This window comes from Natronorubrum amylolyticum (assembly GCF_052040145.1).
Taxonomy (GTDB): domain Archaea; phylum Halobacteriota; class Halobacteria; order Halobacteriales; family Natrialbaceae; genus Natronorubrum.
In genome coordinates this window covers 40,252-54,610 of sequence record NZ_JBPPFW010000004.1, presented here as the reverse complement: position 1 = coordinate 54,610, position 14,359 = coordinate 40,252, and the positions used below count along the sequence as shown (strand labels likewise).

Sequence of the window (14,359 nt, the reverse complement as noted above, 5' to 3'; positions counted from 1 at the left end):
ACAGGATGTGAAGACCGGCACAACAGGCAAGTCAGTTATTGAGTAGAGGGAGTGATCGGTGATGGACGATATCTGAAAAAATGGTTCCCAAAAGAGACATCCAAAGGACACAGAGAACGAGTCCAAGAATCACTGCCCAGTGAAACTGTATTGCAAGCGGTGCAAGAACTACTAGGGGAATAGCTAGCGGAGTAAGAATTATCTGTAGTAGTTCTCCGAGCCATGCCGGCCCAGTGCCAGCCATTTCGATGAGCGCCCAGACGAAAGAAACAGCTATGAAAATACCGAATACGGCGAGAGCGGTATTGTCTGGCTGAAACACCCGTTGACGGTACGGTAACGCATACTGCTCAGTCTCGCTGCGCTGCTGCCAGAAAAGTGCTACAACTGCAGCAAACACGATCGAACCGAAAACTGCAACGCCGATAGCAACTGCGACCAGTTCTGTGGTGGGCTCCGTGTAGGGTGGTAGCCGCTCCGTCGTCACGTTACGATTGATGTACCACACTGCCGGGAAGAGCGCCATAAAAAACGGAATGACCATTGTACGAACGAGTCGCCTCATTATTCACTCTAATTTATACTAACGTATAAACATAATCCCGCTCTGAACCTGTGTTACAGTTACTGAGGAGAGTGAGAGGAGTACCGGTTCCTGCTTGCCTTGTACGTGCCGTTAGGTGCCCTCGATTCACCACCGAGAATATCGACCTGCCTTTCCGCTACCCCGTCGCGATAGGTCCCCGAAAACGATCCTCCCGTCCGATGTGATTCGAGACGAATCGACAACCCCAACTCGAGCGTCCGCAACTCACGGTACTCGAGCCCGCTTCACTGCGCCGAGTACAGCTCCGCGTACGCGCCGTCCATCTCGAGCAACTGCCCGTGTTCACCGCGTTCGGCGATGGTGCCGTCCTCGAGCGTGTAGATCCGATCCGCGTCCCGAACCGTCGAGAGGCGGTGGGCGATGGCGAGGATCGTGTACTCCTGGGACATCTCCTCGATGCCGTCCTGGACGCGGCGTTCGATGTTCGCGTCGAGGTCGCTCGTCGCCTCGTCTAACACGAGGATGTCGGCGTCCTCGAGCAGGGCGCGGGCGAGGGCGACGCGCTGGCGCTGGCCGCCGGAGAGGCGGACCCCGTCGTCGCCGAGTTCGGTGTCGTAGCCCTCGGGCAGTTCGTCGAGGAACTCGGTGACCTGGGCGATCTCGCAGGCCTCTTCGACCTCCTCTCTGGAGGCGTCTGCGTTCCCGGCCGTGACGTTCTCGAGGAGCGTCGTGTTGAAGATGTACGGGTCTTGCCGCACGAACGCGAGCCGCGAGCGCCACTCGTCGGTATCGAACTCGTCGATCGGGGCGCCGTTGGCGGTGATCTCGCCGCTGTCGGGTTCGTAGAGGCGAGCGACCAGCGCGGCGATGGTCGATTTCCCCTCGCCGGACTGGCCGACGAACGCGACGAACTCGCCGTCGTCGACGCGGAAGGAGAGGTCGTCCAGCACCTGCTCGTCGGGTTCGTAGGAGAACGAGACGTCTTCGAACGCCAGCGGTGTCGGCGTCTCCGGAACCGGACGGTCGCCGCCCTCGTGATCCCGGTTCGCCTCGAGTTCCTCGATGAACTGTTGGGTTCGGACGAGGTGTGGAAGCCGACCTTCGACCTTGTAGAAGTACTCGTTCGCATTGCTGACGCGGGGGCCGAGCTGGAACATGATGAACAAGAACGCGGCCAGCGCGCCGAGCGACATGTCCGCGAACGTGATGGAGACGTAGATTAGGCCGAACACCATGACGGCGATGCCGAGGTTGTACGCACAGCCGATCGCGGCCTCGTTGCGGCCGAGTTTGATCGACGAGTTCGTGAAGCGCTCGAGGTGCGTGGAGAACGTGTCGTAGATCTCGTCGTGTTTCCCGATGAGTTTCACGTCCCGGATCCCCTGGGTTCCCGTCTGGACGCTCTGTTGGATCCCCTCGTTCGCGTCGGCCACCTGGTCGCCGACGTCGTAGCCGCCCTCGAGCACGTGTCGAACCAGGAAGGTCAGGGAGACGATGGCGACCCCGGCGACGACGGTCATGAGCGGCGAGATGTAGAAGGCGATGGCGAGGTACATCCCGATCAGGAGCACCTGCTCGAAGAAGCGAACGAAGTCCCGGATCACCTTCCCGGCGTACTCCGCCTGCGTCACGATCGCGTTGAGGACGTCGTCGGAGCCCTCCTTGTCGAAGTAGGCGACGCGAGCGTCGAGCGCGCTCCGGAAGGCCTGCGATTGGAGGTCGCGAACGTAGTGGGTCCGCAGCCAGACGCGCATCCAGCCGACGGCGAACGACGCGAGATACCGGACGGTAATCACCGCGCTGACGGTCAGCACGATGTAGCCGAGCGTGAACGGTATCCCGACGAACTCGAACGCGGTCAGGAAGACGCCGACGAGTTCGTCGTCAGCGGCGGCCTCGCCCGATCCCTGTGCCATCTCGATGATCGGGATGATGAAGCTCACCCCGGCGCCCTCGAGTACGGCGACGATCCCGCTGAAGACGATGAGAAAGACGGTGAGTGCCGGCCGATAGGTCGCAACGAGGTACAACCCCCGGAGCTTCTCGCGACGCGTGAGATCCTCGGTAGACATGAATTCGGTTCGTACGACTGCTCGAGACGGTATTGTTATGGGAACGTTATCCGAGAAGAGAGTGTTCACGCCCGATGGTAGTATTCGACTATGGACCGTGAACGATTCTGCCATCTTTTGCGCCGACAGGACGTTTCCCGCCGTATGTCACTGCCCGATCGGTCGTCGCTGCCGACTCGGACCATAGAGCGCGTCTACGCCGATCTGCCGTTCGACGTCCCCTCGCCGGTCAAGAACGCGTACATTCGCCGAACGGTCGACGACGACTTCGGTCCGTTCGATCACCCGCCGGACCCGTTCGCGACGCTGACGGTCGATCCGGTCAACGTTCGATCGTTCACCGGTCGTCCCTATCCTCCCTACCACGAGAAAGCGGCACAGCTCGGTACCGTTCGCGACGGCGACTGGGACCGCACCGACGACGTGGCGATCGTCGACGACGACTACCGGGAGCGGTACGATCTGTACCGAGCCGATCGGTTCACCGAGAGCGTCTTCTTCGAGTCGATGCGTGCGCATTTCGATGACGGCCTCGACTGGACCGAGACCCCGTTCGTCGAGCGCTGTCTCGAACTGGCGGACGCCGGTGACCCGTCCTGGCGGAGTCTGACCTCCCGCGAGGATATTCTGGACCGGTGTGCGGCGATCGATTCGCTCTACGAGCGGATCGAACGCGACGGCTACTGGTCCCAGCGAGACCTCGATTACGGCTCCCTGCTCGGCGTCACCGAAGAGGTGCTCGTCGACGTCGGTCGCGACGGCGACCTTCTGTTCGTCAACGGTCGCCACCGATTGGCCATCGCGAAACTGCTGGGTCTCGAGTCAATTCCCGTGGGTGTCCTCGTTCGCCACCGAGACTGGATGATCCATCGAGACGACTGCGCCCGATCGGGGACGGTTCCCGACCACCCCGACCTCCGCGACTTGGCCGAGGCCGACGGCTGAGTGGACGCGTCACCTGCTCACGAACTACTCCTTCAGAAAACGAACGCTCGTCGAGACACCGCGCGGGCCAAAGCGACGTTCGACCCACGTCCCCGTCGGGACTGCCACCCAAAAGGGCTAGCGCTTAGCGACGAGATCCAGCCACTGCGAGGACCAGATCCACTCCGTCGACGACGGTCGATCGTCGTCCGTCGTCGCGATTCGCACGCCGACGACGCCGGACATCGACTGTGGGTCCCACTCCGCGTCGGCGGGTGCCGGCCTGAACGCGTCGTCGTCTCGATTCTCGAGCATGTTTCGTACCCGTCACGACGCGACGACGGGGGTTAGTTAGGCGCGGCTGAACGGCGACCACGTGGTCCATACCGTTCGATTCGCCGTCGGTAATCGCCGATAACCGGATCGGAAGCGAGCGGCTGCGAGACAACCTTGCTACTCAGCTGCTCGGGACCGACATCGAGGCCCCGCTCCCGTCGTCCGAGGAATCGAACCCGTGCAGCTTGCACGCGTCAGGATGCTCGAGGTGTGCTCGCGCCCGATCGGTCAGCGCCGACCGTCGCACTGCTGTCGAGAGTTCGTCGCGGACCGACTGCCAGCGCGCGTGTCGGCGCCGGACCAGTACGGGAATCTCCTCGAGATCCAGTAGCTTCGCGATGGCCAGTCGGTGGTCGCCGCGGTCGCCGTGTAACACCGTTCCGTCCCTGCCGATGCTCACCGTGATCTCGTCGAGTCGCGGATCGAGCGTCCGATTCCACTTGTAGAAGACGTCTCGCTGGTAGTCGGGTCGCTCGGCCCACAGTGCCGGCTGCGAGCGGTAGCCGTCGGTCGCGATTCGCTCGTAGATCGCGTCGAACTCCTGGAATCGTGCCTCGAGTTCGGCCTCGGTCGTACAGCCCTTCGGCTGTTCACCGGCTGTGAGTCGCTCGCGATACTGCTCGAACTCGGCCGTCTCTCGCCAGGGAACGCCCCGATCGAAGTGCGCCTCGACGCTGCTGTAGGCGGCCGTCTCTCCGAACGGGACCGTGTCCCGATCCCAGTCGCTACCGTCGACTCGTCCCCAGCGTTTCGACGGCGTTCGGACCTGTCGATCGATTCGGGCCGGATCGATCCACAGTCGGACGAACGGATCCGCGTCCGTGATCGACTCGGGCCGGACTCGTCGCCGCGCCCGGAGATACGCCCGTCCCGCCGGCACACCGCCCGCTCGAGACAGCAGCCGTCGACAGAGCCGATCCCGTCGCCGCCGGTACACCGGAACGCTTCGACGGTACAACTCGCGTGGCCCCTCCGACCGCGCCGTCGAGGCTGCACGTCCGAGTAGCTCCTCTACTCCGCGATCTCGAGCCATTTTGCGAGGCGACGTGGCTTCGCAATGTCAGTAATAGGCCCGTGATAATCATCCAAACCAGTTATTCTGCTCCTACGAACGTTTCGGGAGTGTCATCGCCGGTCGTTGAGAGCGACTGGCTACCGCTACCATCCCTGCTCACACCATAGTTTTCCATTACCTTCCACCCACTGTCGAGAACTGGGGATTACTGACGTGGGTCGCTCCAATCGAGTGCGGTAACTCGAGGATACGCTCACAGTGAACGCTTTCGATCTGCAGGAATCGCTCCCAGCGGTACATACCGATCGCGACGACAGTCGTGGCTATCGACTCGAGCAGTGTCAAACCGTCCGTCTCGCAGGAAAAAGTGGCCCCCTGCCTCGAGTCGAACTGGTCGTTGCTCGTTGCTGTCCAGCCGTATGCCACGCCTTAGTGTTTGAGCCGGGCGACGTTCTCTCGGATCTGACCCAGCAGGCCGTCTCCGGACTCCTGTGTGAGGGCCGCGTGAAGCGTCGAGTTCTCCGGTTCGTCCTTGACGACGACGCGGAGATACGGCTCGAGTTGGGTGAAGTTTTCCGAGAGGACGACGGTGTGGTTGTCCTCGTCGTGGTCGACGACACCCGCATCGGCCAGTTTCGGGACGTGACACTGCACCGAGGAGACGTAGACGCTCTTGTACTCGTTCTTGGCGACCTCGTCCGGCGGGACGTCGTGCTCCCAGCCGGCGACCTGTTCGGCGAGCGTCGACAGCTCGATCGGGCCGTCTTGTCCGCGAAGCGCGTAGAGGAGGTATCGGCGGCGGCGGTTGGCAAGCAACTCGAGGATGGTGTCAGCAGAGAGTTCTTGATCCTCCTGACTCGAGGTAAGTGCTTCCATAACACGATATTACTCGCCAGCCCGGAAAAGGGTGTCTTGAATATCCCGAAATCCAACAGACGCGGGTCAATGAGTCATGAACGTGACCGTATTCTCCCCGTTATTGTCCGATATGTGTTCCTACCGGGAATTACTGCTTGGAGAACTCACCGTGGGTGACACTCCCACGAACGGCAGCCTCGATTCGAAATCCTTTTTTATACCATCGACGGATGTGTGAGTGAGCCGCCTTAGCTCAGACTGGGAGAGCACTCGACTGAAGATCGAGCTGTCCCCGGTTCAAATCCGGGAGGCGGCATACTTTTCCGCGAGGCAATTCGCCGAGCGGAAAGTATCCAACCGAGCGGATTTGAACTAGACTGAGGTTCTGCGAGCGCAGCGAGCAGGTTCTCAGGCGTAGTTCACAATCCGGGAGGCGGCTCCCTTTCTCACGCGACACACTCGAGAAGCTCTCAAACTCGACTACATGATCGACGTGTTCCCGTCGAGTGAAGCGAGTGACCTTGTCTTTCCGCACCCGGTTCGTTCGGGAGCGACACACAACAAGTGCCGCTTGCCAGTCCGGGCGAAACTCCGAAACGGCCGGGTCACGACATTCCTCGAGAACCCATGTCCGACGATCAGCCATCCGAAACGAACGAAGCACACATCGACGATGCCGTACTCGAGCGGACTGCCGACCGATCCGGGGTCGACATAGAAACGATTTCGGACGCGCTCGTCGTCCTTCACGCGGCGTTGATCGGCCGCCACTCCACGTTCGAGCGGGACTACGAGTACGCAACTGTCGACGGTACTCGAGCGTATCGCGTTCCCGAAACCGTGTGGGACGACCTAGCCGACGAGTTCGAACTCGAGGACGAGGTCGCCGCAGCGGTCGAATTTGCTCATTCCGAGCAGGCGCAACTGGTGTTCGCGGACGCGGTCGGCGTCGACGACCGCTTCGGAGACGGTGATCGCGGCGTCGTCGTCGGCATCGATACCGCCGAGGAGTTCTAGCTCGGTCCGGGAACACTGCAGTCTCGGCGCGGTTCAAATCTGGCCGCGGCAGTTCTGTAGCGATCAACTCGTGAGCCACGGAGATGATCGAAAACAGGACGTATTTCGCCGAACGACGCGGAACGTAGCCGAACGAGAGTTAAGCCGTTTCGCGAGGAAGGGATAGTATGACCGAAGAATGGCACCTGGACAACGAGCGCATTCGGTCGTTCATCGACACGGTGGACGAAGCCGCAAACACACACGAGGAGATTCCGGATCTCCTGGCAGCACTCCGCGATCCCTTCCGAGAGCTTCTGACCGACGACGATTGGCTTCCCGAACCGTACGACGGCCTCGTCCCCGACGGCTACGACGACAAGGGAGAGATGGGGCGCGACATCGCCCAGTGGCTTCTGTACCGCCGTCCGGAGAAGCTCACGATATTCACGCTCGTGCTCCCGCCGGGCGTCGAGACGCCGGTCCACGACCACCTCGCGTGGGGACTCGTCGGCATTTACTCGGGGACGCAGACGGAGGAGTTCTACCGCCGGGCGGACGACGAGGACAACCACATCGGTCACGCCGATCTCGAACATCTCCGCACCGAGGAGGTGGAACGGGGCGATTTCTACGAACTCATCCCGCCGAACAACGACATCCACAAGGTACAGACGTCGTCCGACGTGCCGAGCGTGAGCGTGCACCTGCTCGGGGCGGACGTGGGCTGCATCCAGCGCCACCAGTTCGACCCCGACGACGAGTTCGTGGAACTGTTTCAGTCGCACTACACGAACGTTCGGTGTGAGCGGGCGCTGTCACCTCCAGACAATCACGGCCACTCGCATAGCCACCAGCACTGACCGGCAACTACGGCACCTCGTGATACCCTCGCGCTGTCTCCGGTTCAGATCCGACCGACCTCATTCACAGATTCTCGAGGTCCCACCCGACGAACTCGTCCTCAAGGTCCACCTGCAGCCCCTGCAACACTCGCGCCAGTCCGAGATAGCAGCCGGAAAGCATCCCGACGCCGAGAATCACGGCTTCGTCGTAGTGGGTGGCCAGCCGTTCGTGAGTGTCGTCCACCACGTCGCCCTCGACGAACTCCTCGACGTACGCGACGAGGGCCGCGTACTCGTCCGTGAGTCGGTCGGGTTCCTCGCGCGAGATGGCGAGGATCTGCTCCGGCTCTATCCCCTCGTCGAGGGCGACGCGAACGTGCTGGTGCCACTCGTAGGCCGTCTCCGCGTAGTAGGAGGTCGCGAGGATGACGACCTCCCGTTCGTGTGCCGAGAGGCCGCTGTGGTTCCAGACGACGGAGCCGTAGGTTCGGAAGCCCTCGAGCAGCGCGACGTTTCGCCCGAGCGTCCGGTAGACGTTCAGCGTACCGCCCGTCAGCGAGTGGCCGCGGTCCGCGTCGTCCACGTCGGCCTCCGAGAGCGTGTCGAGCAGATCCCGTTTCTCAGCCGGCAGATCCTCCGGATCGACGTAGTTGATTCGTGCCATACCGTGGCGTTTCGCTCGAGGGGCACATAGTCACTCCCACAGTGGATCGCGTCGTCGGTTGCGTCCTCGAGCGAACGGCCCGTCTTGGCGGGGTCGAACGCACCGTGTTCCTGTCACTCCCTCGCACGCGGAGGTGGTCCATCGTGTCGTTCCGATACACTTTCATAATACCACGATTCATTCCCACGATTTCTTTAGTGTATTTTTTGAGGTCCATCGGTAGTGATAGAGCTATGCGACGAAGAAACTATCTGGCGGGGACGGCTCTCGGAGCAGTAACATCGGCAACGGCGCTCTTGGGCGGCTGTCTCGATAGTTTGGAGACGGACGGAACTGGATCCGGAGAAGATACGGATGACCTCGATACGAGCGACGTCGACGGTTCGGCCGATGACGAGGAAAACGACGCGAATGACGACAATTCGGATTCCACGGACGGCGACGATCAGGACGCGGACGATTCAGCGCAAGACGACGCTGATGATTCGGCGCAGGATGGAGACGAGAGCCAAGACCAAGCCGACGAAAGCGAGCACCACGGGGAGGACGAGAGCGAACAAGCGGACGACGGAAACGACGAGAACGAACAAACGGACGACGGCGATGAATCAACGGGAGATGGGACCGTCGAGTTCGAAGTGATCGACATGACGCCCAGTATGGAATCGGGAACCGAGTTCACCTACATCGTACTGGCTCACACGGACGGGTCCGAATCGATTCCGGGCGAGGCGTCGTTAGTCGACGAAACCGGTGGGACGGTCGACTCGGCGAGTTATGAGGCGATGTCGGGCGGCGGGAGTTTCGAACTGACGTATCAGGCGCCGACGGTCGACGAGGAGACCGAAATCGCACTCTCGATCGAAACCGATCACGGACCCGTGAACCTCGGCAGCGTGCGCGTGTTCCCGAGCGAGGCGGACGAGAACGACGACTCGAGCGGTTCGGCGGAGAACGACGAGCCGAGCGGCTCGGCCGAGAGCGGTGACTCGAGCAGTCCGGCCGAAAACAGTACCGAGAGCGACGACTGAACTCCCAGGGATCCACGAGACGTCGGTCACAGTCGTGGCAACTGAACGGCGAACGATTATCCCTCTCCTTCCGCTTGCTCTCTCCGTGAGCAGCAATACGACCACCAACGAGAGCGATACGTTCGAGATCGGCGACACGACTATCCACCGACTCGGCTTCGGGGCCATGCGCCTCTGTGGTGAGGAGATCATCGGCCCGCCCGAGGACGAGGAGACGGCACACGAGGTCCTCGAGCGAGCGGTCGACTGCGGCGTCGACTTCGTCGATACGGCGGACTCCTACGGCCCCGGCGTCAGCGAACGCCTCATCGGCGAGACGCTCGGCGATCGGGACGACGTACTGATCGCGACGAAGGCCGGTCTCCTTCGCAACCGAGAGGGCGAGTGGCTCGCCCATGGCAAACCAGACTACATCCGCAATCAGGTGCTCGCCTCCCTCGACCGGCTGCGAACCGACACGATCGATCTCTACCAGTTCCACCGGCCCGACCCCGACACGGCCTACGAGGACTCCGTGCAGACGTTCGCCGAACTCCAGGACGACGGCCTCGTCGACCAGGTCGGCGTCAGCAACGTCTCCGTCGAGCAACTCGAGACCGCCCGCGACCACGTCGATGTCGCGACGGTCCAGAACCGGTTCAATCTGGACGACCGCTCGAACGCCGACGTGCTCGAGGTCTGTGCGGAGAACGACATCGGCTTCATCCCGTGGGCGCCGATCGACGGCGACGACCTCGACGAACACGGCGACCTGCTCGACGAAATCGCCGAGGAACACGACGCGACGCGGCGACAGGTCGCGCTGGCGTGGCTGCTCGAGCGCTCGAATGTCATTCTCCCGATTCCGGGCACGTCGGATCCCGAGCATCTCGAGTCGAACGTCGCCGCCTCACAGCTGTCGCTTTCGGACGACGAGATCCAACGGCTGACCGACGCGGCGGAGTGAGCCCAACGCGGAGCGCTCAGCCCTCGAGTTGCCCCGCGATCCGCTCGGAGAGGTCGGTGAGGTAGAACGAGCCCCAGATCGCGGCGACGACGGCGCCGACGACGTCGTAGACGAGGTCGACGATCGTATCGTCGACGCCGTGCTGGGCGACGACCGCCTGGAGACCGAGTTCTCCCGCGCTCCAGTCGATCGCGAACTCCATGAGTTCCCAGAGAACGCCGAAAGCCAGCACGAACACGAGAATGAACGCGAACAGCATCGTCGGCGGAACGTATATTTCGTCGGTGTGGAGGTCGATCGCTCGGACGACGGCGTACCCCGCCGCGGCGACGATCGACGCCGAGACCGTGTGCGTCAGGCTATCCCACGGCCCGATCATCCCGTACAATCCGGCCGAGCCGAGGGCATGGAGGAAGACGGCCGCCGTGAGCCAGAAGACGAGTCCGGGCTCGAGGGGCAGTCGGGCGTCGCGCTCTAGGACGGCGGGGAGGAACGTGATCGAGAGCGCGATGGCGGCGTTGACGACCGTCGTCAGATCTCGCGAGACGAGTCCGTACAGCAATATCACGGCGAGGGCCACCTGCATCGCCCGCGAGAGCACCCTCACGGTTCGCTCGGGTGCGTCCAGCCGATCGCGGATCAGAGTCGGAACCGGATCCGGTTCGGCGTCGGGCGAGGTTTCACGGGGTGTGGGCGTTAGATCGGAGGTGCTCTCGGCGTACGTCCGAAAGTAGCGATCGAAGAGGACGCCAGCGAACAGGCCGGCGAACGCCGCGTAGGCGAAGTCGACCATCAACGCGTGATTGGCCGCGTCCTGCGACCGGCCGTCGAGGATGTACTCGGTCCCGAGGAGGGCGTCGGACAGCCACTGCGCGACGTTCCACGCGCCGGCGACGGCGAGCGTCGTGAGCACGACCAGGACGATCGCGAACGCGTGGTTCATTCGGACCGCCGTGAACCGGTCGATCTCGACGGTGGCGACGAGCGCGATCGCCGCGACGGCGACGTAGACGCCGATCGTCGTCAGCGGAGACTCGCCGAGTATCGCCGCATCGGCGACGGGGAGCGAGACGAGCACCAGCAGTTCCCACGGCGGCATCACGCTCGGGTCCCGAAACGACGCCGCCGGCAGGACGACGATCAGGACCGCGAACCCGGTAAACGCGAACCAGCGATAGGAGCCGGAGAGTCCGTGAGCGACTGCGAGGGACGCGAGCACGATCGTGACGAGCCAGGCCAACGCCGCGTTCCGCTGCGTCGCGTCCAGCGTTCCGTCGAGTCGAGCGTCGGCCATACCGCTCACTACGGAACGGGATCGCTAAACGAGTGAGCCTGCGTACAGGGGTACGATCGCGGTCGAACGCGCGAGGTCACAGAAGGGTGGATGGGTGGTTAATCCCCGACGTAGACCGTTTGCAGCCGCGAGCCACAGTCAGGACAGCAGAGCGTCTGCCACTTCGTGGGGTCGAGTCCGCCCATCGTTTTGGTGCGGCGAGCGTCCTCGAGTCCTATCGCGGCACCACAGGCCTCACAGTCGAAGGGACCGTCCGAGTCGGACATCGACCGATCGTACGCGCGGGTGAGTATTGGTTTGTCGGTCCGGCCCGTGCGTCGCCGGTACCACGGTCGTCGTTCGATCGGTAGCCGCCGTGTCGCTCGTTCGTCACTAACCGAAGAGTGAACTGGTTGTGTGCGAACGAGTGACGTATGGAAGTTGCAACCGATACCGACGAGTTCGACGACCTCGAGCACGGACTGGCTCGCGTCAACGACACCAAACTCCACTACGTAACGGCCGGCGAGGGGCCGCCGCTTGTCCTCTGTCACGGCTGGCCCCAGACCTGGTACGAGTGGCGCGAGGTCATCCCCGCCCTCGCGACCGATTACACCGTCATCGCACCGGATCTGCGCGGAATGGGCGACTCCGAGACGCCCCGTGCGGGCTACGACAAGGACACCGTCGCGACCGACGTCCGCGAACTCGTCCACCACCTCGGATTCGGCGACGACCCCATCGCGCTCGTCGGCCACGACTGGGGGATGGCGACGGCCTACGCCTACGCGGCCCAGTACCGCGACGAGGTCGCCGCGCTCTGCGTGCTCGAGGCGGGTCTCCCGGGGATCAACGAGGACGGGAAACGCAAGCTCTGGCACACGCGCTTTCACAACGTTCCGGATCTGCCGGAGCGGCTGGTCGCCGGCCGGGAACGGCTCTACCTTTCGTGGTTCTACAACGAAGGTGCATACGACCCCTCGGCGATCACCGACGACGCCCGCGACGAGTACGTCCGCTGTTACTCGCAGGCCGGCGGACTACGGGGCGGGTTCGAGTACTATCGAGCCTACGAGGAGGACGCTGCGAACAACGATGCGCACGCCGAGGAGCCGCTCGAGATCCCGGTCCTCGCTCTGGGCGGTGCCGCGTCGTTCCGCGAACTACCGATTCGCGATATGGAGGCGGTTGCGACGAACGTGGAGGGAGAGGTGCTCGACCGTGCTGGCCACTGGATTCCCGAGGAACGGCCCGAGTACTTCGTCGAGCGGTTGACCGGGTTTCTCGAGGACGCGATGTAGTTCCGAGCGTGTAAAACGGGCTCGACGGGCGGTGTCGCCCTCGCTGCTCGCCTCGAGGCTTATGCTACTAGAATGCGTTTTGACCGATCTGTATCCGATTCGAACCGTGAAATAGCCTCGGCGACATCTTCATCGGTTGCGTCCGGCGGGCGCTGTTCATCGTCCGTCCCGTCAGTCATTTCTCGTCTCCCTGTCGGCGTCCTGTCTGTATAGTGAGTGGTGGAGATAGTTCACAATTCGTTCCGCTGGGTATCCACACCGCTGGCAGATGCTCTCCCCGTGCTGGGGATCCCACGCTGGCTTGTGTTCTCCATCGTCACACGTCGGTTTCATTTGCTATCCCTTCTTTCCCATGCGGTCGAACGGAGCCAGCATGCATAGCTATCAGGTAATGTTCACGTTAGCTCGTAGGTTACCCTCGAGTAATTACGATCCTCGATGCTGATCCGACGAATTTCTGCGGCTCACGAGGTCTTTTGCCGGAGCAGTACGGCTACTTCGAGCTATCCCTCACTCCGTCCTCGATGACGCCGCAGGAGGTCCGGGTGCGAGAATCGAACTACGCCGAGACGTGCTCGCTGGCGCTGCGCGTGACTCGTCTCGTTCGATCCTCTGACGACTCCTGTGGCTCACGAATTTGTTCGCCGGAGCAGCAAGCTGCTCCGAGCCATCGCTCACTCCGTTCGCGATGACGCCGAAGGAAGTCCGGGTGCAAGAATCGAACCACGGTCGATCGCTTCCTTCCTCGCTTCGCTCGGAAGACTGCGCTCTCTCTGGTTCGATCTCGATCGGATTTTTGACTCCTCCGTGAAGTCGTCGTCAAAAAGTCCGGGTGCGAGAATCGAACCCGCGTCTCAGCCTCCACAAGGCTGAAGGATAACCACTACCCCAACCCGGACACGCTTGCAAGAAAAAATACGCGGGGTCGGACTGAAATACGTTACGACTCGAGTACGCACCCGTGCGACTCCGTACCGCGGGATTTCCAGACGCACTGCCGACGGGACCGTTACACGCCACATCAGTGAGCGTCGACCGGGACGTTTTTCGGCACACAGGCCCTAGCACCGCCAACGCGTGGCTATCACCGACAAAATCTACGTCAAGAATCACCGCCAGCTCAGCTCCCAGCTCGAGACGAACATCCCGAAGGGCGCGTTCAAGGGCGCGACGCTGGACATGCTCTTCCAGGGACAGGGACTCGAGAAACTTGACGACGCGACCCGCGACCGCGTCCTCGACTTCACGGAGGACTTCCTCGACTGCGGCTGTGACAACAACCCTTACTGCGGCTGTCCGGAACGGAAGTTTCTGCAGTATCTCCTCGAGTTGCGCGCACAGGGGCTGGGTCCGGACGCCATCGTCGACGTGATGACCGACGACTACATGGTGTACGCCTACCCCGGCGACGTACTTTCGTTCCTCGACAACGCGGTGCGGACGCTCGAGGCGGCCGAAGGGCTCGCGCAGGTCGACGGCGCGAACGAAAAGTACGACGAAATCCGACGGGAGAAACAGAATCTTACCCGCTGATCGCAGTCCTCAGAGAGC

At 62.4% G+C, this 14,359-nt stretch carries 15 protein-coding genes and 2 tRNA genes; 8 read left to right on the top strand and 9 right to left on the bottom strand.

Features of this window, described 5'->3' with window-relative positions; genetic code table 11:
• Positions 1-31: 31 nt before the first annotated feature.
• Together ACSFDB_RS15845 and ACSFDB_RS15840 are read right to left on the bottom strand one after the other, a co-directional pair.
• Complete coding sequence (locus tag ACSFDB_RS15845) at positions 32-565, bottom strand: hypothetical protein (protein ID WP_440771902.1); 534 nt, start codon at positions 563-565, stop codon at positions 32-34.
• Between the two features lie 266 nt (positions 566-831).
• Positions 832-2,619: an ABC transporter ATP-binding protein gene (locus ACSFDB_RS15840; RefSeq protein ID WP_440771901.1), complete on the bottom strand. Its 1,788-nt coding sequence runs from the start codon at positions 2,617-2,619 to the stop codon at positions 832-834.
• Positions 2,620-2,763: 144 nt separating this feature from the next.
• Here ACSFDB_RS15840 and ACSFDB_RS15835 point away from each other — a divergent pair, with 144 nt between their 5' ends.
• Complete coding sequence (locus ACSFDB_RS15835; RefSeq protein ID WP_440771900.1) at positions 2,764-3,564, top strand: hypothetical protein; 801 nt, start codon at positions 2,764-2,766, stop codon at positions 3,562-3,564.
• 117 nt (positions 3,565-3,681) lie between these two features.
• Here the strand turns inward: ACSFDB_RS15835 and ACSFDB_RS15830 are convergent, their stop codons facing one another.
• From ACSFDB_RS15830 to ACSFDB_RS15820, 3 genes are all read right to left on the bottom strand, one after another.
• On the bottom strand, positions 3,682-3,858 hold the full coding sequence (locus tag ACSFDB_RS15830) for a hypothetical protein (protein ID WP_440771899.1): 177 nt from the start codon (positions 3,856-3,858) through the stop codon (positions 3,682-3,684).
• Between the two features lie 142 nt (positions 3,859-4,000).
• Complete coding sequence (locus ACSFDB_RS15825; protein ID WP_440771898.1) at positions 4,001-4,912, bottom strand: hypothetical protein; 912 nt, start codon at positions 4,910-4,912, stop codon at positions 4,001-4,003.
• 411 nt (positions 4,913-5,323) lie between these two features.
• Positions 5,324-5,770: a DUF7344 domain-containing protein gene (locus ACSFDB_RS15820; RefSeq protein WP_006087790.1), complete on the bottom strand. Its 447-nt coding sequence runs from the start codon at positions 5,768-5,770 to the stop codon at positions 5,324-5,326.
• A gap of 224 nt (positions 5,771-5,994) precedes the next feature.
• Between ACSFDB_RS15820 and ACSFDB_RS15815 the strand changes: the two genes are divergently transcribed.
• The 3 genes from ACSFDB_RS15815 to ACSFDB_RS15805 all read left to right on the top strand — a co-directional run bounded on the left by ACSFDB_RS15815 (position 5,995) and on the right by ACSFDB_RS15805 (position 7,611).
• Positions 5,995-6,068 (top strand) — tRNA-Phe (locus ACSFDB_RS15815).
• A 311-nt stretch (positions 6,069-6,379) separates the two neighbouring features.
• Complete coding sequence (locus tag ACSFDB_RS15810; RefSeq protein ID WP_440771897.1) at positions 6,380-6,769, top strand: DUF8048 family protein; 390 nt, start codon at positions 6,380-6,382, stop codon at positions 6,767-6,769.
• Positions 6,770-6,936: 167 nt separating this feature from the next.
• On the top strand, positions 6,937-7,611 hold the full coding sequence (locus ACSFDB_RS15805; RefSeq protein ID WP_440771896.1) for a cysteine dioxygenase family protein: 675 nt from the start codon (positions 6,937-6,939) through the stop codon (positions 7,609-7,611).
• Positions 7,612-7,675: 64 nt separating this feature from the next.
• Here ACSFDB_RS15805 and ACSFDB_RS15800 read toward each other — a convergent pair whose 3' ends face one another.
• A complete protein-coding gene (locus ACSFDB_RS15800; protein ID WP_440771895.1) occupies positions 7,676-8,257 on the bottom strand; it encodes a carboxymuconolactone decarboxylase family protein in 582 nt (193 codons plus the stop codon).
• A gap of 233 nt (positions 8,258-8,490) precedes the next feature.
• On the opposite strand from ACSFDB_RS15800, the gene ACSFDB_RS15795 reads away from it, so the two are divergent.
• Positions 8,491-9,288, top strand: coding sequence for a prolipoprotein diacylglyceryl transferase (locus tag ACSFDB_RS15795; RefSeq protein WP_440771894.1), 798 nt, complete (start codon positions 8,491-8,493; stop codon positions 9,286-9,288).
• A gap of 85 nt (positions 9,289-9,373) precedes the next feature.
• Positions 9,374-10,234, top strand: a complete 861-nt coding sequence (locus ACSFDB_RS15790; RefSeq protein WP_440771893.1) for an aldo/keto reductase — start codon at positions 9,374-9,376, stop codon at positions 10,232-10,234.
• Positions 10,235-10,250: 16 nt separating this feature from the next.
• Here ACSFDB_RS15790 and ACSFDB_RS15785 read toward each other — a convergent pair whose 3' ends face one another.
• Together ACSFDB_RS15785 and ACSFDB_RS15780 are read right to left on the bottom strand one after the other, a co-directional pair.
• Complete coding sequence (locus ACSFDB_RS15785; RefSeq protein ID WP_440771892.1) at positions 10,251-11,528, bottom strand: DUF2238 domain-containing protein; 1,278 nt, start codon at positions 11,526-11,528, stop codon at positions 10,251-10,253.
• Between the two features lie 98 nt (positions 11,529-11,626).
• A complete protein-coding gene (locus ACSFDB_RS15780) occupies positions 11,627-11,794 on the bottom strand; it encodes a hypothetical protein (protein ID WP_440771891.1) in 168 nt (55 codons plus the stop codon).
• Positions 11,795-11,941: 147 nt separating this feature from the next.
• On the opposite strand from ACSFDB_RS15780, the gene ACSFDB_RS15775 reads away from it, so the two are divergent.
• On the top strand, positions 11,942-12,808 hold the full coding sequence (locus ACSFDB_RS15775; RefSeq protein ID WP_440771890.1) for an alpha/beta fold hydrolase: 867 nt from the start codon (positions 11,942-11,944) through the stop codon (positions 12,806-12,808).
• A gap of 826 nt (positions 12,809-13,634) precedes the next feature.
• On the opposite strand, the gene ACSFDB_RS15770 is transcribed toward ACSFDB_RS15775, so the two are convergent.
• A tRNA-His gene (locus tag ACSFDB_RS15770) sits at positions 13,635-13,706 on the bottom strand.
• Positions 13,707-13,885: 179 nt separating this feature from the next.
• On the opposite strand from ACSFDB_RS15770, the gene ACSFDB_RS15765 reads away from it, so the two are divergent.
• Positions 13,886-14,341 carry a DUF5814 domain-containing protein gene (locus ACSFDB_RS15765; RefSeq protein WP_090308999.1) on the top strand — a complete coding sequence of 152 codons (456 nt, stop codon included), beginning with the start codon at positions 13,886-13,888 and terminating at the stop codon, positions 14,339-14,341.
• Positions 14,342-14,359 lie beyond the last annotated feature (18 nt).